Source organism: Yersinia sp. 2542 StPb PI (genome assembly GCF_048593855.1).
GTDB classification, from domain to species: domain Bacteria; phylum Pseudomonadota; class Gammaproteobacteria; order Enterobacterales; family Enterobacteriaceae; genus Yersinia; species Yersinia enterocolitica_E.
This window is the reverse complement of sequence record NZ_JAZGQA010000025.1, coordinates 1-24,729: the sequence shown is the minus strand read 5'-3', so window position 1 is coordinate 24,729 and position 24,729 is coordinate 1. Positions and strand designations below refer to the sequence as shown.

The following is a 24,729-nucleotide window of genomic DNA, read 5'->3' as shown; positions in this document are numbered from 1 at the left end:
GCTATGTCTAATAATACAACCACTAAAAGTTCATCACGCCCACGTAAACCTATTCCACGTAAGCCTATTCCACGTAAACAACAACGTGAACAAGCTCAACAGTTTATTGATACCTTGCAAGGTGTCACTTTCCCCAACTCCCAACGTATTTACCTACAAGGCTCACGGCCAGATATTCTGGTACCGATGCGCGAAATCCAGCTCAGTCCGACACTGATTGGCGGTGGCAAAGACGCACCACGCTATGAAGATAACGAAGCCATCCCGGTGTATGACACTTCCGGCCCATATGGTGACTCAAATGCCAAACTGGATGTTCACAGCGGGCTACCCAAATTACGCGATAGCTGGATAGCTGAACGCCAGGATAGCGCCGCACTGACCTCTGTCAGCTCTGGTTTCACCCAACAACGTTTAGCCGACGAAGGCTTGGATCATTTGCGTTTTGAGCATCTGCCACACCCGAAGAAAGCCATCACAGGCAAATGCGTCACCCAACTGCATTACGCCCGTCAGGGTATCATCACGCCAGAGATGGAGTTTATCGCGCTGCGAGAAAATATGGGCCGTGAACGTATTCGCGGTGAAGTACTACGCCAGCAGCATCCAGGACAGGCTTTTGGCGCTAACCTGCCAGAAAATATCACTGCCGAATTTGTACGTCAGGAAGTGGCGGTGGGCCGAGCTATCATTCCCGCCAATATTAACCACCCAGAATCTGAGCCGATGATTATTGGTCGTAACTTTTTAGTGAAAGTGAATGCCAATATCGGTAACTCTGCGGTGACCTCCTCCATCGAAGAGGAAGTAGAAAAACTGGTGTGGTCAACCCGCTGGGGTGCAGATACCGTGATGGATTTGTCCACGGGACGCTATATCCATGAAACCCGCGAATGGATCCTGCGCAATAGCCCGGTCCCTATTGGTACCGTTCCTATCTATCAGGCATTAGAAAAAGTAAATGGTGTGGCTGAGAACCTAACCTGGGAAATGTTCCGTGACACGCTGTTGGAGCAGGCCGAGCAAGGGGTGGATTACTTTACTATCCATGCCGGTGTGTTGCTGCGTTATGTGCCGATGACCGCCAAACGCTTGACCGGTATCGTCTCCCGTGGCGGTTCAATTATGGCGAAGTGGTGCCTTTCCCATCATCAGGAAAACTTCCTGTATCAGCATTTTCGCGAAATCTGCCAGATCTGTGCGGCCTATGATGTCTCACTGTCACTGGGTGATGGTCTGCGCCCTGGTTCCATCCAGGATGCCAATGATGAAGCCCAGTTCGCTGAACTGCATACCTTGGGTGAATTGACCAAAATCGCCTGGGAATATGATGTGCAGGTGATGATTGAAGGCCCCGGTCATGTGCCGATGCAGATGATTCGCCGCAATATGACCGAAGAGTTGGAACACTGCCATGAAGCACCATTCTATACCTTAGGCCCGCTAACCACGGATATTGCGCCAGGTTATGACCATTTCACGTCAGGTATTGGGGCGGCCATGATTGGCTGGTTCGGTTGCGCCATGCTGTGTTACGTCACACCGAAAGAACATCTTGGCCTGCCTAATAAAGAGGATGTGAAACAAGGACTTATTACTTATAAAATCGCCGCCCATGCCGCAGATTTGGCCAAAGGCCACCCCGGTGCGCAGATCCGCGATAATGCCATGTCGAAAGCGCGCTTTGAATTCCGCTGGGAAGATCAGTTCAATCTGGCGCTTGATCCAGAAACCGCACGAGCCTATCACGACGAAACCCTGCCGCAGGAGTCCGGCAAAGTGGCCCACTTCTGCTCAATGTGCGGGCCGAAATTCTGCTCGATGAAAATCTCTCAGGAAGTCCGCGACTATGCCGCTACGCAAGAACAGGCTGCGGCGCAAGAGCTAGCAGCGACACAAGAAACAGCAGCCCAACCGATCGAAATTTTACAATCAGGTATGGAACAGATGTCAGCGGAGTTCCGCTCTCGCGGCAGCGAGCTGTATCACAGCCCCGTTAACCTCAAGAGCGAGGCCAATAATGAACCTGTCTAATCATGCCTCATTTTCTGCAAAGAAAGGTTTCCCTGCGACGGTACAGCGTCTTGGTCTCTATCCCGTTGTCGATAGTCTACTTTGGATAGAGCGCCTGCTTGCCGCAGGTGTAACCACAATACAACTACGTATCAAAGAGTTAGATGATGCGCAGGTAGAACAAGACATTGCCGCTGCCATAGCGTTAGGCAAACGCTATCAGGCACGCTTATTTATCAATGATTATTGGCGGCTGGCGATTAAGCATGGCGCCTATGGTGTTCATCTGGGTCAGGAAGATCTGGCAACAGCCGACTTGGCTGCGATTCAGCAAGCTGGATTACGGCTGGGCGTATCAACCCATGATGAGCAGGAACTGGCGATAGCTAAAGCTGTCCGGCCCTCTTATATCGCCATGGGTCACATCTTCCCCACACAAACCAAGCAAATGCCGTCATCACCACAAGGGTTGACGGTGCTCAAGCAGATGGTCGACAACACGCCAGACTACCCGACCGTTGCCATCGGCGGCATCAGCATTGAGCGCGTACCGGCGGTCCTGGCCACGGGTGTCGGTAGTGTAGCGGTCGTCAGTGCTATTACCCTGAGTGACGATTGGCAGCAGGCAACAGCACAATTACTGCACCTGATCGAGGGCAAGGAGCTGGCTGATGACAAACAAGCATGAGTTGAGTGACAGCGAATTCTTGCGCTACAGCCGCCAGTTATTACTGGAGGATATCGGCCCTGAGGGCCAGTTGAAGCTGAAAAGTGCCTGTGTGCTGATTATCGGCCTTGGCGGTCTTGGTTCGCCTGCTGCGCTCTATTTGGCGGCAGCCGGCGTCGGTAAGCTATTACTGGCTGATGATGACCAACTGGAACTGACCAATTTACAGCGCCAGATCCTGTATCGCACCACAGATATCAGCCAAACATCCTTTGCTAATCAAAGTAAAGCACGGTTAGCCCAGCGTCATTTGCAAAGCCTCAATCCGTTGATTGAGGTTGTCCCATTTGATACGCGGCTGCTAGGTGCGGCATTGGCCGATGCGGTAGCTAACGCTGATTTGGTGCTGGATTGCAGCGACAACATGGAGACGCGCCATCAGGTAAATGCAGCCTGTATCACCGCACAAAAACCATTAATTAGCGGTAGTGCCGTGGGATTCAGCGGGCAATTGCTGGTGATTGAGCCGCCTTATTCTCAAGGCTGCTACGCCTGTCTATATCCCGATAAAGAATTACCACAACGTAACTGCCGTACTGCTGGCGTATTGGGGCCGGTGGTCGGCGTCATTGGCACCTTGCAAGCACTGGAGGCTATCAAGATGTTGGCAGGACTGCCGTCGGCACTGAGCGGGAAATTACGCTTATTCGATGGCAAGCAGCAGAGCTGGAGCACCCTGCAACTGACTCGGGCGAAGCATTGCCCTGCCTGTGGAGGTTCACAGTGAAAACGGGTCACATACAGATTGTGCTCAATGATCAGCCGTTAGTGGTGGTGAGCAATATCACCGCTGAAATGCTGCTCAATCAGCTCAAACGCCACCAGCCGGGTACGGCTCTGGCAATTAATCAGGTCATCGTCCCCCGCACTGACTGGGAAAAATGCCAGTTACACGAGGGTGATAACATTTTGCTATTCCAAGCGATTGCCGGGGGCTGACATGCTGAAGATCGCCGATACCACTTTTACCTCACGTTTATTTACCGGTACGGGAAAATTCTCCACCCCTGAATTGATGCTGGAAGCATTGCGCGCCTCGGGGTCACAACTGATTACTATGGCGATGAAGCGGGTTGATTTACGGGCCGGGAACGATGCAATTCTTGCGCCCTTGCAACAATTAGGTGTGCGTTTGCTGCCTAATACCTCGGGGGCTAAAACTGCGCAAGAGGCTGTATTTGCCGCCCGTCTGGCGCGCGAAGCGCTGGGTACCCATTGGGTAAAATTGGAAATTCATCCCGATGTGAAGTATTTACTGCCTGACCCAATAGAAACCCTGAAAGCCGCCGAAATACTGGTCAAAGAGGGATTTGTTGTTTTGCCTTACTGTGGCGCGGACCCGGTATTGTGCAAGCGGCTGGAAGAAGCAGGCTGCGCTGCCGTCATGCCATTGGGTGCACCGATTGGCTCAAATTTGGGCTTACGTACCCGCGACTTTCTGCAAATCATTATCGAGCAGGCCAAAGTGCCCGTGGTAGTCGATGCTGGAATTGGTGCGCCAAGCCATGCGCTTGAGGCAATGGAATTGGGAGCTGATGCCGTGCTGGTCAATACCGCAATTGCCGTGGCACGCTCACCCGTGCACATGGCGCATGCTTTCCGTTTGGCGGTTGAATCCGGTGAATTGGCGCGTCAGGCTGGGCTTGGCAACCAACAGTTTGGCAAGGCCATTGCCACCAGCCCACTGACTGGCTTTCTCAGCCAGTTAGAGGAGGAGCATCATGTCTGAAGATTTCAGCCAACACTGGCAACAATTAGATTGGGATGATATTTCTCTGCGTATTAACAGTAAAACCGCCACTGATGTTGAACGGGCCATTAATGCCGTCAAACCGAATCGCGACGACTTAATGGCGTTGATTTCGCCCGCAGCACTGGCTTATCTCGAACCAATGGCGCAGAAGGCTCAACAATTAACCCGCCAGCGTTTTGGTAACACGGTGAGTTTTTATGTGCCGCTCTACCTTTCTAATCTGTGTGCTAATGATTGCACTTATTGTGGTTTCTCGATGAGCAATCGCATCAAGCGCAAAACCTTAGATGAAGCAGAAATCATCCGTGAGTGTGATGCTATCAAAGCGCTAGGCTTTGAACATCTGCTACTGGTCACTGGTGAACATCAGGCAAAAGTAGGAATGGATTACTTTCGTCGTCACTTCCCAGTCATCCGTAGTCGATTCAGTTCACTGATGATGGAAGTTCAACCATTGGCGCAAGAAGAGTATGCGGAGCTAAAAACGTTGGGATTAGACGGTGTGATGGTTTATCAGGAAACCTATCACCCAGCGACTTACCAGCAACATCACTTGCGCGGGCATAAGCAAGATTTTCACTGGCGACTGGCAACCCCAGATCGTCTCGGTCGGGCTGGGATCGACAAGATCGGACTAGGTGCGTTGATCGGGCTGTCTAATAGTTGGCGCACTGACTGTTATATGCTGGCGGAGCATCTGTTTTATCTGCAACAGACCTATTGGCAAAGTCGCTACTCTATTTCGTTCCCACGACTACGACCTTGTGCGGGCGGTATCGAGCCAGCATCTCTGATGAGTGAGCCGCAACTGCTGCAATTGATCTGTGCTTTTAGATTGTTTGCCCCGGATGTGGAACTGTCGCTATCTACCCGTGAATCACCTTTCTTCCGCGACAATGTCATTCCGGTCGCGATTAATAATGTCAGTGCGGGTTCCAAAACTCAGCCTGGTGGGTATGCAGATAATCATCCAGAACTTGAGCAATTCGCTCCGCATGATAATCGCACACCAGAGCAGGTAGCACAGGCATTGACACGGGCGGGGTTACAGCCGGTGTGGAAGGATTGGGATCGCCATTTAGGGCGTTCTCTGCAATAAACCGATCGTTTAAATCCTAAAAAAAGCAAAAAAAAACCGCCCCATAAGGAGCGGTTTTTACGTTGGTGAGCAACAAAGAGATTAGTCTTTGCTGTTACCAAAACCGGCGTTAAGCAATTCAGCCAGGTTAGCCGTTGCTTCATCCGCGCTAACTTGCGGTACAACAGGAACTTCACCCAGAGCTTTACGGCGTGCACGATCCTGATGATAAGCGTAACCGGTACCGGCTGGGATCAGACGGCCCACGATTACGTTTTCTTTCAGGCCACGCAGTTCATCACGTTTACCGGCAACTGCCGCTTCAGTAAGAACGCGCGTGGTTTCCTGGAACGAAGCCGCAGAGATGAAGGACTCGGTCGCCAAGGATGCCTTGGTGATACCCAGCAGGTCACGCGTGAACGTAGCCTCGATTTTGCCTTCGGCTGCCAGCTTACGGTTAGCGATTTTAACGCGAGACATTTCTGCCTGCTCGCCTTCCAGGAAGTCAGTGCTACCTGAGTCAACGATGGTGCCTTTACGCAACATCTGACGAACGATAACTTCGATGTGTTTATCGTTAATCTTAACGCCTTGCAGACGGTAAACTTCCTGCACTTCGTTGGTGATGTAACGGGTAACCGCGTGAACGCCACGCAGACGCAGAATGTCATGTGGAGATTCTGGGCCGTCGGATACCACGTCACCGCGTTCTACAATTTCACCTTCGAACACGTTGAGCTGACGCCATTTCGGAATCATCTCTTCGTATGCATCGCTACCATCCAACGGTGAGATAACCAGACGACGTTTGCCTTTGGTCTCTTTACCGAACGAGATGATCCCGCTGATTTCAGCCAGGATTGCAGGCTCTTTCGGACGACGTGCTTCGAACAAGTCAGCAACACGTGGCAGACCACCGGTAATATCCTTGGTACCGCTTGATTCCTGAGGAATACGCGCCAGGGTATCACCTGCACCGATCTGAATGCCGTCTTCCAGCTGTACAATCGTTTTACCTGGCAGGAAGTATTGAGCAGGCATATCAGTACCTGGGATCAATACATCGTCGCCTTTGGCGTCAACGATTTTCAGTGCCGGACGCAGGTCTTTACCGCTACCGGTACGCTCTGCACTATCCAGTACTACCAGAGAAGACAAACCAGTCAGTTCGTCGGTCTGGCGGGTAATGGTCTGGCCGTCAACCATGTCCGCGAAGCGAATGAAACCGCTCACTTCGGTCACAACTGGCATGATGTGCGGATCCCAGTTAGCAACGGTTTCGCCGCCCTGGACTTCTGCGCCATCGCCTTTAGCCATTACAGCACCGTAAGGCACTTTGTAGCTTTCTTTAGTACGACCGAATTCGTCGATCAGCTTCAGCTCGGTATTACGAGAAGTAATAACCAGCTTGCCCGCTGCATTGGTAACGAACTTGACGTTGCTCAGTTTCAAGCTGCCTTTGTTCTTAACCTGAATGCTAGACTCTGCTGCCGCACGAGATGCCGCACCACCGATGTGGAACGTACGCATCGTAAGCTGGGTACCCGGCTCACCGATTGACTGTGCTGCAATAACACCAACTGCTTCACCTTTGTTGATGATGTGACCACGTGCCAGGTCGCGACCATAGCAGTTTGCACACACACCAAAGTCAGTTTCACAGCTTACTACTGAACGAACTTTAACGCTGTCGACGGAGTTTTCTTCTAACAGATCACACCATTTTTCGTCCAACAGGGTGTTACGCGGAACCAGAATATCAGCCGTACCCGGCTTGATAACTTCTTCTGCGGTCACACGACCCAGAACGCGATCGCGCAGTGGCTCTTTAACATCACCACCTTCGATAACCGGGGTCATCACGATACCGTTATGGGTACCACAATCGTCTTCGGTTACCACCAGATCCTGTGCCACGTCAACCAAACGACGGGTCAGGTAACCGGAGTTCGCAGTTTTCAATGCGGTATCCGCCAAACCTTTACGCGCACCGTGGGTTGAGATGAAGTACTGAAGTACGTTCAAACCTTCACGGAAGTTCGCAGTGATTGGCGTTTCAATGATCGAACCATCTGGCTTGGCCATCAGACCACGCATCCCTGCCAGCTGACGAATCTGTGCAGCAGAACCACGCGCACCGGAGTCGGCCATCATAAAGATGCTGTTGAATGACACTTGCTGTTCGACAACGCCGTCACGGTTGACAACATCTTCTACAGACAAGTTATCCATCATCGCCTTGGCAACACGTTCGTTAGCCGCGGCCCAGATATCGATCACTTTGTTATAACGTTCGCCTGCGGTTACCAGACCAGATTGGAACTGCTCCTGGATCTCGGCAACTTCAGTTTCAGCTTCTTCGATGATCCCTGCTTTCGCTTCTGGGATAACCATGTCATCGATACCTACAGAGGCGCCTGAGCGTGCTGCGTAAGCAAAACCGGTGTACATGATCTGGTCAGCAAAGATAACCGTTGGCTTCAAGCCCAGGATGCGGTAACAGGTGTTCAGCATCTTGGAGATAGCTTTCTTGCCCAGCGGCTGGTTCACGATAGAGTAAGGCAGGCCTTTCGGGACGATCATCCACAAAATAGCACGGCCAACTGTCGTATCGATGATGCTGGTGCGCGTAATGCTTTCGCCTTCGACATTACGAATTTCTTCAGTAATACGTACTTTTACGCGAGCATGTAGCGATGCCAGGCCACCACGATAAATACGTTCAGCTTCTTTCGGGCCAGTCAGAACCATGCCTTCGCCTTTGGCGTTAACACAGTCGCGGGTCATGTAATACAGACCCAATACAACGTCCTGAGAAGGAACGATGATTGGCTCGCCGTTCGCTGGTGACAGGATGTTGTTGGTAGACATCATCAACGCACGCGCTTCTAACTGAGCTTCCAGTGTCAGCGGTACGTGAACAGCCATTTGGTCACCATCGAAGTCGGCGTTATATGCCGCACAAACCAATGGGTGCAACTGGATTGCCTTACCTTCGATCAGAACCGGTTCAAACGCCTGGATACCCAAACGGTGAAGGGTTGGTGCACGGTTCAGCAGCACTGGGTGTTCGCGGATAACTTCATCCAGGATATCCCAAACCACAGCTTCTTCACGCTCAACCATCTTCTTGGCGGCTTTAATGGTGGTAGCAAGACCACGCAATTCCAGCTTGCCGTAGATGAACGGTTTGAACAGCTCAAGAGCCATTTTCTTAGGCAGACCGCACTGATGCAGACGCAGGTATGGACCAACGGTGATAACCGAACGACCTGAGTAGTCAACACGTTTACCCAGCAAGTTCTGACGGAAACGACCTTGCTTACCTTTGATCATGTCAGCCAGTGACTTCAACGGACGCTTGTTAGAGCCGGTAATCGCACGACCGCGACGGCCGTTATCCAGCAATGCATCTACTGCTTCTTGCAGCATACGCTTTTCGTTACGTACGATGATGTCAGGAGCCGCCAAGTCCAGCAGGCGCTTCAAACGGTTGTTACGGTTGATCACGCGACGATACAAATCGTTCAGATCAGAAGTCGCAAAACGACCACCATCCAACGGAACCAATGGACGCAAGTCTGGCGGCAACACAGGCAGCACGGTCAGGATCATCCACTCTGGCTTATTGCCAGACTGTACGAACGCTTCCAGCAGCTTGATACGCTTAGTCAGCTTCTTACGCTTGGTTTCAGAATTTGTTTCGTTCAATTCTTCACGCAGGATCTCGCACTCAGCTTCCAGATCCATGTTTTTCAACAGGGCCTGAATCGCCTCGGCGCCCATTTTCGCGTCGAACTCATCACCAAACTCTTCCAACGCGTCCAGATACTGCTCTTCAGTCAGGATCTGACGACGTTCCAGGTTGGTCATACCGCCTTCAACAACCACATAGGATTCGAAGTACAGTACACGTTCGATGTCACGTAATGGCATATCCAGCAGTAAACCGATGCGGGATGGCAGCGATTTCAGGAACCAGATGTGCGCAGTTGGAGAAGCCAGTTCGATGTGACCCATACGCTCACGGCGCACTTTGGTTTGAGTCACTTCAACGCCGCATTTCTCACAAATAACACCACGGTGTTTCAAACGCTTGTACTTACCGCACAGGCATTCGTAATCTTTTACTGGGCCAAAGATACGGGCACAGAAAAGGCCGTCACGTTCTGGTTTGAACGTACGGTAGTTAATGGTTTCCGGCTTTTTAACTTCACCGAACGACCATGAACGGATCATGTCTGGCGATGCCAGAGCAATTTTGATCGCATCAAACTCTTCGGTCTTAGTTTGCGCTTTCAGAAACTTTAATAAGTCTTTCACGGATTGGCTCCTGTCGGAGTTAGACCTGATAGGCGCTCAAACGAAATTTGAGCGCCCCTGTGACCAGTACGAACCACCAGCAGACTCCCGGCTGTAAGAGTCTGCCGTCTGGCGAAGAGTTACTCTTCTTCCAGCTCGATATTGATGCCCAGCGAGCGGATTTCTTTCAACAATACGTTGAAGGACTCCGGCATGCCTGGTTCCATACGGTGATCGCCATCCACGATGTTTTTGTACATCTTGGTACGGCCGTTTACATCGTCGGACTTGACGGTAAGCATTTCCTGCAATGTGTACGCGGCGCCATAAGCTTCCAACGCCCACACTTCCATCTCACCGAAGCGCTGACCACCGAACTGAGCCTTACCACCCAGCGGCTGCTGAGTAACCAGGCTGTAAGAACCGGTAGAACGCGCATGCATCTTGTCATCAACCAAGTGGTTCAGTTTCAGCATGTACATGTAGCCGACAGTAACCTGACGTTCGAATTGCTCGCCGGTACGGCCGTCAAACAGAGTAATCTGACCAGAAGTTGGCAGACCACCTAGCTGTAACAGTTCCTTGATCTCTTTCTCTGTCGCGCCATCGAAGACTGGTGTTGCAATTGGCATACCTTTTTTCAGGTTCTCAGCCAGACGCAATACTTCGTCATCGGTGAAGGTGCTCAGATCAACTTTCTGACAAACGTTGTCGCCCAGATCGTAGGCTTTCTGGATGAACTCACGCAGTTTGGCAACTTCTTCCTGCTTCTTCAGCATGGCGTTGATTTTCTCGCCAATGCCTTTCGCTGCCATCCCTAAGTGGGTTTCCAAAATCTGACCGATGTTCATACGCGATGGTACGCCCAGCGGGTTCAGAACGATGTCTACCGGCGTACCGTTTTCATCGTAAGGCATATCTTCGATCGGGTTAATCTTGGAGATAACACCTTTGTTACCGTGACGACCGGCCATCTTGTCACCCGGTTGAATCTGACGTTTAACCGCCAAATACACCTTGACGATCTTCAGCACGCCTGGTGCCAAATCATCACCTTGGGTGATCTTACGACGCTTGGCATCCATCTTCTTCTCGAATTCGGATTTCATTTCGTCGTACTGCTCTGCCAACTGTTCCAGTTGGTTTTGCTTGTCTTCGTCGGTCAGGCCCAGTTCGAGCCAACGATCACGTGGTAACTTGCTCAGCTTGTCAGCTTCGATGCCACCAGAAACCAGTACTGCATGGATACGTGCAAACAGGCCCGCTTCCAGGATCTGCAACTCTTCAGTCAGGTCTTTCTTAGCCTGCTTCAGTTGCATCTCTTCGATTTCTAACGCACGTTTGTCTTTTTCTACACCGTCGCGAGTAAAGACTTGTACGTCAATAACCGTACCGGAAACACCGTTTGGTACACGCAGAGAAGAGTCTTTAACATCAGACGCTTTCTCACCGAAGATCGCACGTAACAGCTTCTCTTCTGGCGTCAGTTGGGTTTCACCTTTAGGTGTTACCTTACCAACCAGAATGTCGCCGCCAGTCACTTCAGCACCGATATACACGATACCGGACTCATCCAGTTTGGACAGTGCAGCTTCACCCACGTTCGGGATATCAGCCGTTATCTCTTCTGGCCCCAGCTTGGTGTCACGGGACACACAGGCCAGTTCTTGAATGTGGATGGTGGTGAAGCGATCTTCTTGTACCACGCGCTCGGAGACCAAGATGGAGTCTTCGAAGTTGTAACCGTTCCAAGGCATGAACGCTACGCGCATGTTCTGACCCAATGCCAGTTCGCCCAGGTCTGTTGATGGGCCATCTGCCAGCACGTCGCCGCGCTCGATTGGCTCACCCAGATTCACACACGGCATCTGGTTGATACAGGTGTTCTGGTTAGAACGGGTGTATTTAGTCAGGTTATAAATATCAATGCCTGCTTCGCCCGGATACATTTCGTCTTCGTTAACTTTAATAACGATACGGGATGCATCTACGTATTGAACCGTACCGCCACGTTTGGCTACAGAGGTTACCCCTGAGTCAACCGCTACTGCACGTTCCATACCAGTACCCACCAGCGGCTTATCAGCACGCAGAGTAGGAACCGCCTGACGTTGCATGTTCGCACCCATCAATGCACGGTTGGCGTCATCGTGTTCCAGGAATGGAATCAGAGAAGCACCAACAGACACCACCTGTTGAGTGGAAACGTCCATATAGTCAACTTGGTCGCGGCTAAACAGGCTTGATTCGCCTTTGCTACGACAAGTGACCAAGTCTTCAATGAAGCGGCCGTCTTCGTCCAGGTTGGAGTTCGCCTGAGCGATAACGAAATTGCCTTCTTCAATAGCAGACAGGTAGTTAATTTCATCGGTCACCACACCATCGCGCACGCGACGATAAGGTGTTTCCAGGAAACCATACTCGTTGGTCTGTGCGTAGACAGACAAGGAGTTGATCAGACCGATGTTTGGACCTTCTGGCGTTTCGATTGGACATACGCGACCGTAGTGAGTCGGGTGTACGTCTCGAACTTCAAAGCCAGCACGTTCACGGGTCAAACCGCCCGGGCCCAATGCAGAGATACGGCGTTTATGCGTAATCTCAGACAACGGGTTGTTCTGGTCCATAAATTGTGACAACTGGCTGGAACCGAAGAACTCTTTCACCGCCGCCGAAATCGGCTTAGCGTTGATCATGTCCTGAGGCATCAGAGTGTCGAGGTCGCCCAGAGACAAACGCTCTTTAACTGCACGCTCAACACGAACCAGACCTACACGGAACTGGTTTTCAGCCATTTCACCAACGGAACGAATACGACGGTTGCCCAAGTGGTCGATATCATCCACTTCGCCGCGACCATTACGGATATCGATGAGCTTTTTCATCACTTCGGTGATGTCTTCTTTGCTCAGGATACCGGAACCTTCGATTTCGTCACGCAGCAGAGAACGGTTGAACTTCATCCGGCCAACCGCTGACAAATCATAGCGGTCTTCAGAGAAGAACAGGTTCTCAAACAGATTTTCAGCAGCTTCGCGTGTTGGTGGCTCACCAGGACGCATCATGCGATAGATCTCAACCAAGGCGCTCAGACGATCGCTGGTTGGGTCAACACGCAGGGTCTCGGAGATATAAGCACCGTGATCCAGATCGTTGGTGAACAATGTTTCGATGTGCTTGTGGCCAGACTGGCTCAGTTTAGCCAGCAAATCCAGTGACAGCTCCATGTTGGCTGCACAGATAAGCTCACCGGTGTTCGTATCGATATAGTCTTTTGCAACTACTTTACCGGCAATGTATTCAACCGGAACTTCGATGCGATCAATGCCGTCTTTTTCAAGCTGGCGAATATGACGTGCAGTAATACGGCGCGCTTTCTCGACGTAAACCTTGCCATTCGCTTCAATATCAAAGGATGCCGTTTCACCGCGCAGGCGCTCTGGAACTAATTCCATCTGCAGCTTGTTGTCACGAATCTCAAAGACCACTTTCTCGAAGAACAGATCCAAGATCTGTGCAGTGGTGAAACTCAATGCGCGCAGAATGATGGTTGCAGGCAATTTACGACGACGGTCGATACGGACAAACAGGTTGTCTTTCGGGTCAAACTCGAAATCTAACCATGAACCGCGGTAAGGGATGATACGTGCGTTGTACAGCACTTTACCCGATGAATGGGTTTTACCCTTATCACTGTCAAAGAATACGCCAGGGCTACGGTGTAGCTGAGATACGATAACCCTCTCAGTACCGTTAATGACAAAGGTACCGTTTTCGGTCATGAGTGGAATTTCACCCATGTAGACTTCTTGTTCTTTGATGTCTTTGACCGTACCTTCAGGAGCTTCGCGCTCATAGATTACCAGACGCAGCTTAACGCGTAGCGGTGCGGAATAGGTCACACCACGGATCTGGCACTCTTTAACATCAAATACAGGTTCACCAAGACGGTAGCTAACGTATTGCAGCTCCGAATTGCCACTGTAGCTCTGAATTGGAAAAACAGAACGGAATGCTGCTTCCAGACCGTGCTGCCCTTCGGGATCTTGCTCGATGAATTTCTGGAACGAGTCAAGTTGGATAGAAAGGAGATAAGGTATGTCCAGAACTTGTGGACGTTTACCAAAATCCTTACGAATACGTTTTTTCTCGGTATAGGAGTAAACCATAGGGTTCCTCAGCTCGCTGAAAAGTCGACCCACTCTGTCTGCCCTGAACATAGGACAGTTCATGCAACACTATTATTTAGAGAGAAGTTGAAACACTTCTCGAAATACTCTTTTCTATCACTCTTAAACCATTTCATCGCGTTACTTTGACTACCGAGCTACCCGAGTGGGTCGTAGCTGAGAACGCAGTATATTAAGTCGTAAATAGAAAGGAATATTGGGGGTTAGTCAGCCGCTAAACAGTGTGAAATGCGACTAACGCCCTACAGCGCAAAAAGGCTGATGACTAAAAAGTCACCAGCCATCAGCCTATAAGTTAGGCTGCGAACTCAAAGCTAAACTTACTTGATCTCAACAGAAGCACCAGCTTCTTCCAGAGATTTTTTCAGAGACTCAGCTTCGTCTTTGTTCACGCCTTCTTTCAGAACTGCAGGTGCAGACTCAACCAGGTCTTTAGCTTCTTTCAAGCCCAGACCAGTTGCGCCGCGAACAGCTTTGATTACTGCAACTTTGTTGTCGCCGAATGAAGCCAGAACAACGTTGAATTCAGTTTGTTCTTCTACAGCTTCAGCAGCAGCAGCAGGACCTGCAGCAACAGCAGCAGCTGAAACGCCGAATTTCTCTTCCATAGCAGAGATCAGTTCAACGATTTCCATTACAGACAGAGCTGCAACGCCTTCCAGAATTTGGTCTTTAGTGATAGTTGACATAACAAGTGTTCCTAAAATACAGAAATAGTTTATACGTTAAAAAGCAGTGACTGACAAAAGTGAGGGCGATTAAGCCGCTTCAGCTTCTTTCTGATCACGCAGCGCAGCCAGAGTACGAACCAATTTGCCAGCAGCGGCTTCTTTCATGGTTCCCATCAGACGTGCGATTGCTTCTTCGTAGGTTGGCAGAGTTGCCAGGCGGTCGATCTGAGCCGCAGGGATTAACTCGCCTTCAAAGGCTGCTGCTTTAACCTCAAATTTTGCATTATCTTTAGCAAATGCTTTGAACAGACGAGCAGCTGCGCCCGGGTGTTCAGAAGAGAATGCGATCAAGGTTGGACCAACAAACGTGTCTTTCAGGCATTCGAATTGAGTGCCTTCAACAATGCGGCACAGCAAGGTGTTACGAACAACTTGCATGTGAACGCCAGCTTCACGACCTGCTTTACGCAGTTCAGTCATTTTGTCAACGGTAACGCCACGAGAATCCGCAACAACCGCAGACAGCGCACCTTTGGCTACTTCTTTAACTTCAGCAACAATCGCTTGTTTGCCTTGAAGATTTAGTGCCATTAGTTCTTGCTCCTGGATTAACCGGAGAGTAATTCCCCGGAACTCACGTCACCCAATCCACTACAAAATGCAATGAACGGGCGTTGAAACACGGTGAGCAGAATTCAGCAAGGACAATTCTTTATAGGAAAGAAAAAAATGCTTTAGGTTCTGTCACCGTCTACGCAGGAAATTAAGTGTCTTACGACACACCTGCGGTCTTGGACGGAGGCTTGGATAAGGCCAAGCTCCAACCGAAAATTCTGGTGTTCTGCTGATAAGTAACCCCATCAACAGAAGCATGGGCGTAAGATTCTAGACAAACCTTACACCCACGTAAAGCGATAAAATCAATTCGTGATTAGATCACTACTGCTGACAGACCGCTTTGATCGATTGCAACGCCAGCACCCATGGTGGTGGAGAGGCTGATTTTCTTGATATAAACGCCTTTCGCTGTAGCAGGTTTAGCACGCTTCAGCGCAACAACCAGAGATTCTAAGTTTTCTCTCAACTTATCTGAGTCGAAATCAACTTTACCAATGGTAGTGTGGATAATACCGTTTTTGTCGTTGCGATAACGAACCTGACCTGCTTTAGCATTCTTAACTGCTTCAGCAACGTTAGGAGTAACAGTACCCACTTTAGGGTTAGGCATCAGGCCACGTGGGCCCAAGATTTGGCCCAATTGACCTACAACGCGCATTGCATCTGGGGAAGCAATAACAACGTCGAAGTTCATTTCGCCTTTCTTGATCATATCAGCCAGATCTTCCATACCTACCAATTCAGCGCCTGCTTCTTTCGCAGCTTCAGCGTTTGCACCCTGAGCGAAAACAGCAACGCGTACTGAACGGCCAGTACCATGTGGCAACACAGTTGCACCACGAACGTTCTGGTCAGATTTACGTGCGTCGATACCGAGATTAACGGCAACGTCTACACTTTCTACGAATTTAGCAGTAGCCAGCTCTTTCAGCAGGGCAACAGCTTCGTTGATATCGTATTGCTTAGTCACATCAACTTTGTCACGGATCACGCGCATGCGCTTGGTCAGCTTAGCCATTTATTAACCCTCCACTACCAGGCCCATGGAACGAGCAGTACCTTCGATTGAACGCATCATGTCGTCAATTGAAGCACCAGTCATATCCGCAGCTTTGGTTTCTGCGATTTCACGGACCTGAGCACCGGTCACAGTCCCTACTTTGTCTTTGTTCGGCTTGCCAGAACCAGACTTAATACCTGCCGCTTTTTTCAGCAGAACTGCTGCTGGCGGGGTTTTAGTAACGAAAGTGAAAGAGCGATCAGAATAAACAGTAATAACAACAGGGATCGGCAGGCCTTTTTCAATGCTTTCAGTCTTAGCATTGAACGCTTTACAGAATTCCATGATGTTAACACCCTGCTGACCCAAAGCTGGACCAACTGGTGGACTTGGGTTCGCCATACCAGCTGCTACTTGCAGCTTGACATAGGCTTGTACTTTCTTAGCCATTTACGATTTCCTCGATTTGGGTAGTATCGCCTCGCGTTCGAGGCTCCCCGTGTTTTGTCTCGCTATTATTTACGATGAAATAAGTTGCCACGGATGACAAAAGCAAGACATCTAAAAACAAAAGGCACGAAATTATATTTTAATTTCGCGCCTAAGACAAGACTCAAATTTCAATCACTGCTGAAAAATGAATCAGCCTTTTTCTACCTGACTGAAATCCAGCTCGACCGGTGTTGCACGGCCAAAGATAGAAACAGATACTTTCAGGCGGCTCTTCTCGTAGTCCACTTCTTCAACAACACCGTTAAAGTCGGCAAATGGACCATCGCTGACACGCACCAGTTCACCTGGTTCAAACAGTGTTTTAGGACGTGGTTTATCACCCACTTGTTGAAGACGATTCATAATCGCATCAACTTCTTTATCACTGATTGGTGCAGGGCGATCGGATGTACCACCGATAAAGCCCATAACACGTGGCACGCTACGCACTAAGTGCCAGCTGGCATCGTTCATCACCATCTGGACCAGTACATAGCCTGGGAAGAATTTGCGTTCACTTTTACGACGTTGACCACCACGAATTTCGACGACTTCTTCCGTTGGAACCATGACTTCGCCAAACAGCTCTTCCATGTCATGTAACTTGATATGCTCACGCAGCGATTGAGCTACGCGGCCTTCAAAACCGGAAAACGCCTGAACGACGTACCAACGCTTTTTTGGTGCTTCAGACATCTTAGAACCTCAGGCCAGTAATAAATGATACCAGGCGGACTAGGATACCATCTAGCCCCCATAGAATCAGTGACATTACAGCAGTTACCGCAGCAACGATTAACGTTGTATGCAGAGTTTCCTGACGGGTAGGCCAAATCACTTTACGCACTTCCGTGCGTGCTTCACGAGCAAACGCTACAGTGGCTTTACCTTTTGCCGTCATCAATGCAACAGCACCGGCAACAGCGATAATTACTACAACTGCCAACGCACGCAACGGCAGGCTGTAATCACGGAAATAATAGTTACCAACAATAGCTGTAACTAATAATACAGCAACGATTAGCCATTTAGCCGTTTCCAGGCCGCGTCCGCTCCCTGGAGCCTCGGTATTCGCACTCATAAACCAACCTGTCACTATGATTCAGAACAACAACTTTGCTTCGCATCGCAAAGCAAACCAAGCCGAAGGATGCTCTAGAGACTCTCTAATCGGCACCACTCGGCACTATTCGCCGTATTTCCAGAGCCCATCTCACCAGTAATTATGATGAAAAAACCACTGATGAGATAGGTTCTAGCATGACAACGTAGAAAAAGGGCATCAAATGATGCCCTTTTATCGCATGTCGCGTCAAATCTTATTCAATGACTTTAGCAACAACGCCAGCACCTACCGTACGGCCGCCTTCACGAATTGCGAAACGCAGACCGTCATCCATTGCGATAGGCGCAATCAGGTTAACAATCATTTGAATGTTATCACCTGGCATCACCATCTCAACGCCGTCTGGCAATTCAATAGTACCGGTTACATCCGTTGTACGGAAGTAGAACTGAGGACGGTAACCTTTGAAGAACGGAGTATGACGGCCGCCTTCGTCTTTGCTCAGAATATAAACTTCTGATTCGAATTTAGTATGTGGCTTGATAGAACCTGGCTTAGCTAATACCTGACCACGCTGTACGTCATCACGTTTAGTACCACGCAGCAGAACACCAACGTTCTCACCCGCGCGGCCTTCGTCCAGCAGTTTGCGGAACATTTCAACGCCAGTACATGTTGTTCTAATGGTATCGATAATACCAACGATTTCAACTTCTTCACCAACTTTAACAATGCCACGCTCTACACGGCCAGTGACGACTGTACCACGGCCTGAGATAGAGAATACGTCTTCGATTGGCAGCAGGAATGGTCTATCGATTGCACGCTCAGGCTGTGGGATGTAGCTATCCAGTGCCTCAGCTAATTCAATAATTTTTGCTTCCCACTCTGGCTCGCCTTCTAACGCTTTCAGCGCTGAACCACGGATAACGGGAGTATCGTCGCCAGGGAAATCATATTGAGACAGAAGTTCGCGGACTTCCATTTCTACCAATTCCAGCAATTCTTCATCGTCAACCATGTCACACTTGTTCAGGAAGACCAGGATGTAAGGAACACCAACCTGACGACCTAACAAGATGTGCTCGCGAGTCTGTGGCATCGGGCCATCAGTTGCAGCAACAACCAAAATCGCGCCGTCCATCTGAGCAGCACCGGTTATCATGTTTTTAACGTAGTCGGCATGCCCTGGGCAGTCAACGTGCGCATAGTGGCGCGACGGGGTGTCATATTCAACATGTGATGTGTTGATGGTGATACCACGCGCTTTCTCTTCCGGAGCGTTGTCGATCTGGTCGAATGCACGAGCACTACCGCCGTAGGTTTTAGCCAGTACGGTGGTGATTGCAGCAGTTAGGGTAGTTTTACCATGGTCAACGTGGCCAATAGTACCCACATTAACGTGCGGTTTTGTACGTTCAAACTTTTCTTTAGACATCGATTGTCCCTCTAAGACACGGAATCGGTGGTTTCACCACATCACCAAGCGCATGCTTGCTGAATCCATAACACAGAAAGAAAATCAGGGGACGAGAGAATGAGAAATGGTGCTGATAGGCAGATTCGAACTGCCGACCTCACCCTTACCAAGGGTGCGCTCTACCAACTGAGCTATATCAGCACATCTTGGAGCGGGCAGTGGGAATCGAACCCACATCATCAGCTTGGAAGGCTGAGGTAATAGCCATTATACGATGCCCGCATCTTAGAACTCGGCTACCTGACTTAATCTGCAGAAATTTGAAAGGAAGGGCTTGGCCACTTCACTCTTCATCGAGAGCGGTGCTCTCGCCTTGAGTGTGTATTAGGAGTTCGATCTTCTGAATCACCCTGAGACTCAAGGTTAAATATGGTGGTGGGGGAAGGATTATTCGTCACTTCGCTCCTCACCCTTCGTGCCGCCGCTGCGCGTCGTTGACTCGCTACGCTCGGCTCGAACCTTCGTCGAAGGTTTTCACCTTCCCCTTAAGTGACTCATTTAGATTCATGACACTGAATCGGCTTGAGACTCAAGAGTAAATATGGTGGTGGGGGAAGGATTCGAACCTTCGAAGTCGATGACGGCAGATTTACAGTCTGCTCCCTTTGGCCGCTCGGGAACCCCACCTAAATTTTAGTACTTGAATGGTGCCGGCACCAAGAGTCGAACTCGGGACCTACTGATTACAAGTCAGTTGCTCTACCAACTGAGCTATGCCGGCATCAAGTGCAGCGCATTCTAGGTAGAGCGAGCTTATGATGCAACAAAAAAATTGCATAAGTCGACCTTTCGCTCACAAAACAGCCACTTTTTAAAAGCCAGATGTATTATTAACCATAGTTAGCTCATTTCACATCCAGCACGCCCACTTTTGTAATCAACGCCATGAATGAAAAATCCCCCCTTAAATGAGTTCACCTCTCATTGTGCCATTAATTTTAGTACCACTGACTGAGTATAAATTTAGTTTTACGCCTCAAAAAAGGGAGAGTGCCCCAATTGAGTGCATCTCGTCTAAAGAAATATTGCTCCAATGAGGGTAATCACACTACTCATATTTGGCTTGTTTATTGCTTAAACATAGACATAAGCATAGACCAGCAGCGGTTGAGGAGTTTGATCATGAAGATAGTTTTACTTAATGCGGCAACATTGCCTATATATCGCAGTGAGCTGGCAAGTTTACTGATTGATGCCGTAGCTCATGGGGCATCTGTAGGCTATGACTCCCGCTCTCTGTCGCAGAAAGAAGCTGAGAGCTATTACGATGGTCTGCGCCCGGCCATCGCCAAAGGAGCGTTACTATTATGGATAGCACGCGATGAGATGGGGATTACTGGAACTATCCAATTAGACCTTTGCCAAAAGCCAAATGGTTTAAATCGAGCCGAAGTGCAGAAATTATTGGTGCATAGTCGTAGCCGTCGTACTGGTATTGGGCACAAATTGATTCTCGCGATGGAGAGTACCGCGGTTCAACTACGCCGTGGATTGCTATATCTCGATACTCAAGCAGGTTCTCCTGCTGAATCTTTTTACCGTGCACAAGGTTATCGTTGCATGGGAGAAATTCCGGATTATGCCTGCACACCCGATGGCAGCTATCATCCGACCGCAATCTATTTCAAACGTTTATTTTCAGTAAATCAATCACATACTGCCATAGCCAGTTGATGACAGTGATTGTTATCTATAAAAAGGGTAGAACCTGCCATCCGTGTTCTTAATTGATTGGAATAGCAACGTACATCAAATAAATCACTCACTAAGCACAAAAATGTCTACGCCAAAAAGCAAGCTGCCTATAATATGCAGCTTGTTTCTTATCTGGAGTTGGCGTCCAGCGCCTTTCCCAACCTGCGTTAACAGGCAGAATTTGGCTTATGACAAAAAGAGATCAATCTTTAGCGACGCCTTATCTACAGTTCGATCGTACCCAGTGGGCAGCCTTGCGCGACTCAGTACCATTGACACTAACAGAAGAAGAAATCGTTAAACTCAAAGGGATTAACGAAGACCTTTCATTAGATGAAGTGGCACAGATATACCTGCCACTTTCGCGCCTGCTTAACTTTTATATTAGTTCTAATTTGCGGCGACAGGCGGTTCTGGAACAATTCCTTGGAACTGATGGCCAGCGTATTCCCTATGTCATTGGCATTGCAGGCAGTGTTGCTGTCGGTAAAAGCACCACCGCGCGCTTACTGCAAGCGCTACTGAGCCGCTGGCCGGAACATCGCAGTGTAGAACTGATTACAACAGATGGTTTTCTTTATCCCAATAAAGTCCTGAATGAGCGCGGGCTGATGAAGAAAAAAGGATTCCCACAATCCTATGATATGCATAATCTGGTGAAGTTTGTCTCAGAAGTAAAATCAGGGACAGGTTATGTTACGGCTCCGGTTTATTCTCATTTAATATATGATGTTGTCCCTGACGGTAATAAGATCATCAAGCAGCCTGACATTCTCATATTAGAGGGCTTAAATGTTCTACAAAGTGGAATGGATTACCCTCATGATCCGCACCATGTATTTGTCTCTGATTTTGTAGACTTCTCTATATATGTCGATGCCCCTGAAGATTTACTTCAAAGTTGGTATATAAACAGGTTCCTTAAGTTTAGACAGGGTGCATTTTCCAATCCTGATTCTTATTTCCATAACTATGCTAAATTGCCTGAAGCAGAGGCAATCAAGATTGCCACTCAATTATGGAAAGAGATTAACGGGTTGAATTTAAAGCAAAATATACTGCCAACGCGTGAGCGTGCCAGTCTGATAATGACTAAAAGTGCCAACCATGCCGTTGAGAGTGTACGTTTGAGAAAATAGCCAAAGTGGGAGGTTCTAACCTCCCATCTATTATAAAATTAAACGCCACGTAGAGATATTTCACCGCCAATATAAGGTTTTACATTGCCATTTTGCTCCAATAATAATGCACCTTGTTGGTCAATACCTCTAGCAATACCAAATATCTCTTGATTGCCAATAATCAATTTCACAGGGCGATCAAGATAATTGTCCATTTCTCGCCAACGAGAAATAAAAGCAGATAAGCCTTCGTTTTCAAATTTAACGACTGCAAGTCGTAATTCAGATAACAGTTCAGCCGTCAGTTTATTACGATCAATATTAACACCCGCTTCCTGTAAGTTGATCCAATCCTGACTGATGACGTTAGTCGTTGATTCACGCATTGTTAAATTAATGCCCGCACCAATTACCAACTGAGCAGCATCTCCTGTTTTCCCTGTGAGTTCTACCAATATACCTGCCAGTTTTTTATCATTTAAATACAGGTCATTTGGCCATTTTACACGAACCTGCTCAGCACCGAGTTTACGTAGAACCTCAGCCATGACAATCCCAACCACCAGGCTTAATCCCATTGCAGCAGCAGGGCCTTGCTCCAGCCGCCAGAACATAGATAAATAGAGATTCGCACCAAAGGGAGAGATCCACTGACGCCCCCGTCTTCCTCGCCCTGCATGTTGGTATTCAGCCACACAAGCATCGCCAGACTTCAATTCAGTAATGCGGTCTAATAAATATTGATTCGTCGAGTCGACGACAGGCAAGACAGCCACCTGGCCTGCGGGGAGATAATTTAATATTGTTTGTTCATTAAGCAGTTGAATAGGTGCAGGTAAACTATAGCCCTTACCAGGGACAGTAAAGACATCTAGTCCCCACTCTCTGATAGTTTGCATATGCTTGTTAATTGCGGCACGACTCATCCCAAAGGTTTCGCCTAATTGCTCTCCTGAATGGAAAGCACCATCAGCTAATATGCCAATCAACCGTAAAGGGATTTTAATATCTTTCACGACAAACACTCCACAGCATTAACCTCACCATTACTTGCGATAAATCGCACTTCTGGTTCCAACCAGATTGCAAATCTCTTGGCAACTTGCTGACGGATATAACTGGCAAGGCCTATCACATCCTGACCTGTCGCTTCTGCCAGGTTAATCAACACTAACGCCTGCTGCTGATGCACCGCCGCACCGCCAATCTGATATCCCTTAAGCGCACATTGATCGATAAGCCAACCGGCAGCCAGCTTAACAGAACCATCGGGTTGCAGGTAATGGGGCGCATTGGGGTAGCGCTTTACAATCTCTTCAGCTACAGCGGCATCCACAACCGGATTCTTAAAAAAACTGCCTGCATTGCCGGTCACTGCGGGATCGGGTAGCTTACTACGCCGCATGGTACAAACTGAGTTGAATATCTCTTCTGCTGTAACTGTCGATGGATCCATTCGCGTTAAATCACCATAGCCCAATGTTGGGATCCATGATTTTACCAATTTAATGCCTACAGCTACGATGGCAAATCCATGACCATAGTGATGCTTAAAAATGCTGTCGCGATAGCCAAATTGACAATCTTTAGCTGAAAGGCGTATCACTGTGCCCTTATCCATATCAAGCAAATCAACGTATTCGCATACCTTTTGCAGCTCAACACCATAAGCACCAATATTCTGAATGGGTGCAGAACCGACACAACCTGGGATTAACGCCAGATTTTCTAGACCTGGCATGTTATTTAGTAATGAATAACAAACTAATTGATGCCAATTCTCTCCAGCCCCAACATGCAGGTGCCAGGCAATATCATCCTCAGTAGAAGTGATACCCTTAATCCGATTAAGTAATACTGTTCCTGAATAGTTTTCAATAAACAGCACGTTGCTGCCTTCGCCAAGTAAAAGCACTGGCTGATGCTTAGAAACAGACTCATGCCAAGCATTAATCAATTCTTCAGGTGAGTTAACGCTAATTACTTTGCTCGCATAAGCTGCTAATGCAAAAGTATTGAGATGTTTTAGCGGGGAGTGTTGATTCGACATGACATTGGATACTCATTCTAACTAGTTCTGGCGCTAGTCTAACCGATCATAATACTCATATTGTATTTTGTTTTAACTGAAGGTAAAAAAAGCCACCTATCAAGGTAGCCTTCTGTTTTATTCATCGCTGTAACGGCCGGATTTGACTCACCTGCCCCTGCAATATTTGACTCATCTGACTATGAACCCTGCGGCGCAACCACTCTAAGGTCACTATTTATACATATTTCACTATTCTGCCCATAGCAAAAACCCCACGCTTTTGGCATGGGGTCTCGGCTTTATTTGATGCCTGGCAGTGTCCTACTCTCGCATGGGGAGACCCCACACTACCATCGGCGCTACGGCGTTTCACTTCTGAGTTCGGCATGGGATCAGGTGGGACCACCGCGCTAAGGCCGCCAGGCAAATTCTGTCTAAACTAAACCCGCTATATGTTTCCACACAGCCAGCCAGCCCAATCTCGGAACTTC

The 24,729-nt window shown here is 48.9% G+C and carries 19 protein-coding genes, 4 tRNA genes, 1 rRNA gene and 1 other RNA gene; 8 read left to right on the top strand and 17 right to left on the bottom strand.

From position 1 onward, the window contains the following. The first annotated feature begins 3 nt into the window (after positions 1-3). Genes thiC through thiH form a run of 6 tightly spaced genes read left to right on the top strand, consistent with a single transcriptional unit; the run spans position 4 to position 5,592 of the window. Positions 4-2,034 carry a phosphomethylpyrimidine synthase ThiC gene (thiC, locus tag V1952_RS05460; protein WP_420074422.1) on the top strand — a complete coding sequence of 677 codons (2,031 nt, stop codon included), beginning with the start codon at positions 4-6 and terminating at the stop codon, positions 2,032-2,034. After that, positions 2,021-2,701, top strand: a complete 681-nt coding sequence (gene thiE, locus V1952_RS05455; RefSeq protein WP_372560014.1) for a thiamine phosphate synthase — start codon at positions 2,021-2,023, stop codon at positions 2,699-2,701. Before thiC ends, thiE begins: the two co-directional genes overlap by 14 nt. After that, a complete protein-coding gene (locus V1952_RS05450) occupies positions 2,685-3,467 on the top strand; it encodes a HesA/MoeB/ThiF family protein (protein ID WP_420074421.1) in 783 nt (260 codons plus the stop codon). Before thiE ends, V1952_RS05450 begins: the two co-directional genes overlap by 17 nt. Continuing rightward, positions 3,464-3,679: a sulfur carrier protein ThiS gene (gene thiS, locus V1952_RS05445; protein ID WP_372560016.1), complete on the top strand. Its 216-nt coding sequence runs from the start codon at positions 3,464-3,466 to the stop codon at positions 3,677-3,679. The genes V1952_RS05450 and thiS overlap by 4 nt, the downstream gene beginning before the upstream one ends. Before the next feature lies 1 nt (position 3,680). Further along, a complete protein-coding gene (locus tag V1952_RS05440; protein WP_372560017.1) occupies positions 3,681-4,469 on the top strand; it encodes a thiazole synthase in 789 nt (262 codons plus the stop codon). Next, positions 4,462-5,592, top strand: a complete 1,131-nt coding sequence (gene thiH / locus V1952_RS05435; protein WP_420071225.1) for a 2-iminoacetate synthase ThiH — start codon at positions 4,462-4,464, stop codon at positions 5,590-5,592. The genes V1952_RS05440 and thiH overlap by 8 nt, the downstream gene beginning before the upstream one ends. 81 nt (positions 5,593-5,673) lie before the next feature. Here thiH and rpoC read toward each other — a convergent pair whose 3' ends face one another. The 14 genes from rpoC to V1952_RS05365 all read right to left on the bottom strand — a co-directional run bounded on the left by rpoC (position 5,674) and on the right by V1952_RS05365 (position 20,111). After that, a complete protein-coding gene (rpoC, locus tag V1952_RS05430; RefSeq protein ID WP_005192331.1) occupies positions 5,674-9,894 on the bottom strand; it encodes a DNA-directed RNA polymerase subunit beta' in 4,221 nt (1,406 codons plus the stop codon). Positions 9,895-10,013: 119 nt separating this feature from the next. Next, positions 10,014-14,042 (bottom strand): DNA-directed RNA polymerase subunit beta, encoded by a 4,029-nt coding sequence (gene rpoB / locus V1952_RS05425; protein WP_083162047.1) that lies wholly within the window; start codon positions 14,040-14,042, stop codon positions 10,014-10,016. Between the two features lie 341 nt (positions 14,043-14,383). Next, positions 14,384-14,752 carry a 50S ribosomal protein L7/L12 gene (gene rplL, locus V1952_RS05420; RefSeq protein WP_004876762.1) on the bottom strand — a complete coding sequence of 123 codons (369 nt, stop codon included), beginning with the start codon at positions 14,750-14,752 and terminating at the stop codon, positions 14,384-14,386. A 69-nt stretch (positions 14,753-14,821) separates the two neighbouring features. Beyond that, entirely contained in the window at positions 14,822-15,325 is a 504-nt protein-coding gene (gene rplJ, locus V1952_RS05415; RefSeq protein WP_083162045.1) for a 50S ribosomal protein L10, read from the bottom strand. A gap of 340 nt (positions 15,326-15,665) precedes the next feature. Then, positions 15,666-16,370: a 50S ribosomal protein L1 gene (rplA, locus tag V1952_RS05410; RefSeq protein WP_049614735.1), complete on the bottom strand. Its 705-nt coding sequence runs from the start codon at positions 16,368-16,370 to the stop codon at positions 15,666-15,668. Positions 16,371-16,373: 3 nt separating this feature from the next. Then, entirely contained in the window at positions 16,374-16,802 is a 429-nt protein-coding gene (gene rplK, locus V1952_RS05405; RefSeq protein ID WP_004712403.1) for a 50S ribosomal protein L11, read from the bottom strand. A gap of 192 nt (positions 16,803-16,994) precedes the next feature. Continuing rightward, complete coding sequence (gene nusG, locus V1952_RS05400) at positions 16,995-17,540, bottom strand: transcription termination/antitermination protein NusG (protein ID WP_002210671.1); 546 nt, start codon at positions 17,538-17,540, stop codon at positions 16,995-16,997. 1 nt (position 17,541) lies between these two features. Then, positions 17,542-17,925, bottom strand: a complete 384-nt coding sequence (gene secE / locus V1952_RS05395; RefSeq protein ID WP_005192343.1) for a preprotein translocase subunit SecE — start codon at positions 17,923-17,925, stop codon at positions 17,542-17,544. A 238-nt stretch (positions 17,926-18,163) separates the two neighbouring features. Next, positions 18,164-19,348, bottom strand: a complete 1,185-nt coding sequence (gene tuf, locus V1952_RS05390) for an elongation factor Tu (RefSeq protein ID WP_042568960.1) — start codon at positions 19,346-19,348, stop codon at positions 18,164-18,166. A gap of 107 nt (positions 19,349-19,455) precedes the next feature. Beyond that, positions 19,456-19,531 (bottom strand) — tRNA-Thr (locus V1952_RS05385). A gap of 6 nt (positions 19,532-19,537) precedes the next feature. Then, positions 19,538-19,612, bottom strand: a tRNA-Gly gene (locus V1952_RS05380). A gap of 148 nt (positions 19,613-19,760) precedes the next feature. Then, positions 19,761-19,888: non-coding RNA, RtT sRNA (locus V1952_RS05375), on the bottom strand. 44 nt (positions 19,889-19,932) lie between these two features. Next, positions 19,933-20,017: transfer RNA gene (locus tag V1952_RS05370), tRNA-Tyr, on the bottom strand. A gap of 18 nt (positions 20,018-20,035) precedes the next feature. Next, positions 20,036-20,111, bottom strand: a tRNA-Thr gene (locus V1952_RS05365). A gap of 401 nt (positions 20,112-20,512) precedes the next feature. Here V1952_RS05365 and V1952_RS05360 point away from each other — a divergent pair. After that, positions 20,513-21,064: a GNAT family N-acetyltransferase gene (locus V1952_RS05360; RefSeq protein WP_083162043.1), complete on the top strand. Its 552-nt coding sequence runs from the start codon at positions 20,513-20,515 to the stop codon at positions 21,062-21,064. Positions 21,065-21,273: 209 nt separating this feature from the next. Continuing rightward, positions 21,274-22,224: a type I pantothenate kinase gene (gene coaA, locus V1952_RS05355; RefSeq protein ID WP_083162041.1), complete on the top strand. Its 951-nt coding sequence runs from the start codon at positions 21,274-21,276 to the stop codon at positions 22,222-22,224. A gap of 38 nt (positions 22,225-22,262) precedes the next feature. Here the strand turns inward: coaA and birA are convergent, their stop codons facing one another. From birA to rrf, 3 genes are all read right to left on the bottom strand, one after another. After that, complete coding sequence (birA, locus tag V1952_RS05350; RefSeq protein ID WP_372560019.1) at positions 22,263-23,222, bottom strand: bifunctional biotin--[acetyl-CoA-carboxylase] ligase/biotin operon repressor BirA; 960 nt, start codon at positions 23,220-23,222, stop codon at positions 22,263-22,265. Continuing rightward, a complete protein-coding gene (gene murB, locus V1952_RS05345) occupies positions 23,219-24,256 on the bottom strand; it encodes a UDP-N-acetylmuramate dehydrogenase (RefSeq protein WP_372560020.1) in 1,038 nt (345 codons plus the stop codon). Before murB ends, birA begins: the two co-directional genes overlap by 4 nt. Positions 24,257-24,546: 290 nt before the next feature. Further along, positions 24,547-24,662, bottom strand: a 5S ribosomal RNA gene (rrf, locus tag V1952_RS05340). Positions 24,663-24,729 lie beyond the last annotated feature (67 nt).

Bases quoted from the DNA above. Each gene is read 5' to 3' on its own strand.
- rplK (WP_004712403.1), bottom strand. From the start codon at position 16,802: ATGGCTAAGAAAGTACAAGCCTATGTCAAGCTGCAAGTAGCAGCTGGT.
- rplJ (WP_083162045.1), bottom strand. From the start codon at position 15,325: ATGGCACTAAATCTTCAAGGCAAACAAGCGATTGTTGCTGAAGTTAAA.
- murB (WP_372560020.1), bottom strand. From the start codon at position 24,256: ATGTCGAATCAACACTCCCCGCTAAAACATCTCAATACTTTTGCATTA.
- thiE (WP_372560014.1), top strand. From the start codon at position 2,021: ATGAACCTGTCTAATCATGCCTCATTTTCTGCAAAGAAAGGTTTCCCT.
- nusG (WP_002210671.1), bottom strand. From the start codon at position 17,540: ATGTCTGAAGCACCAAAAAAGCGTTGGTACGTCGTTCAGGCGTTTTCC.
- V1952_RS05360 (WP_083162043.1), top strand. From the start codon at position 20,513: ATGAAGATAGTTTTACTTAATGCGGCAACATTGCCTATATATCGCAGT.
- V1952_RS05450 (WP_420074421.1), top strand. From the start codon at position 2,685: ATGACAAACAAGCATGAGTTGAGTGACAGCGAATTCTTGCGCTACAGC.
- thiH (WP_420071225.1), top strand. From the start codon at position 4,462: ATGTCTGAAGATTTCAGCCAACACTGGCAACAATTAGATTGGGATGAT.
- thiC (WP_420074422.1), top strand. From the start codon at position 4: ATGTCTAATAATACAACCACTAAAAGTTCATCACGCCCACGTAAACCT.
- secE (WP_005192343.1), bottom strand. From the start codon at position 17,925: ATGAGTGCGAATACCGAGGCTCCAGGGAGCGGACGCGGCCTGGAAACG.
- V1952_RS05440 (WP_372560017.1), top strand. From the start codon at position 3,681: ATGCTGAAGATCGCCGATACCACTTTTACCTCACGTTTATTTACCGGT.
- rpoB (WP_083162047.1), bottom strand. From the start codon at position 14,042: ATGGTTTACTCCTATACCGAGAAAAAACGTATTCGTAAGGATTTTGGT.
- rplL (WP_004876762.1), bottom strand. From the start codon at position 14,752: ATGTCAACTATCACTAAAGACCAAATTCTGGAAGGCGTTGCAGCTCTG.
- tuf (WP_042568960.1), bottom strand. From the start codon at position 19,348: ATGTCTAAAGAAAAGTTTGAACGTACAAAACCGCACGTTAATGTGGGT.
- rplA (WP_049614735.1), bottom strand. From the start codon at position 16,370: ATGGCTAAGCTGACCAAGCGCATGCGCGTGATCCGTGACAAAGTTGAT.
- coaA (WP_083162041.1), top strand. From the start codon at position 21,274: ATGACAAAAAGAGATCAATCTTTAGCGACGCCTTATCTACAGTTCGAT.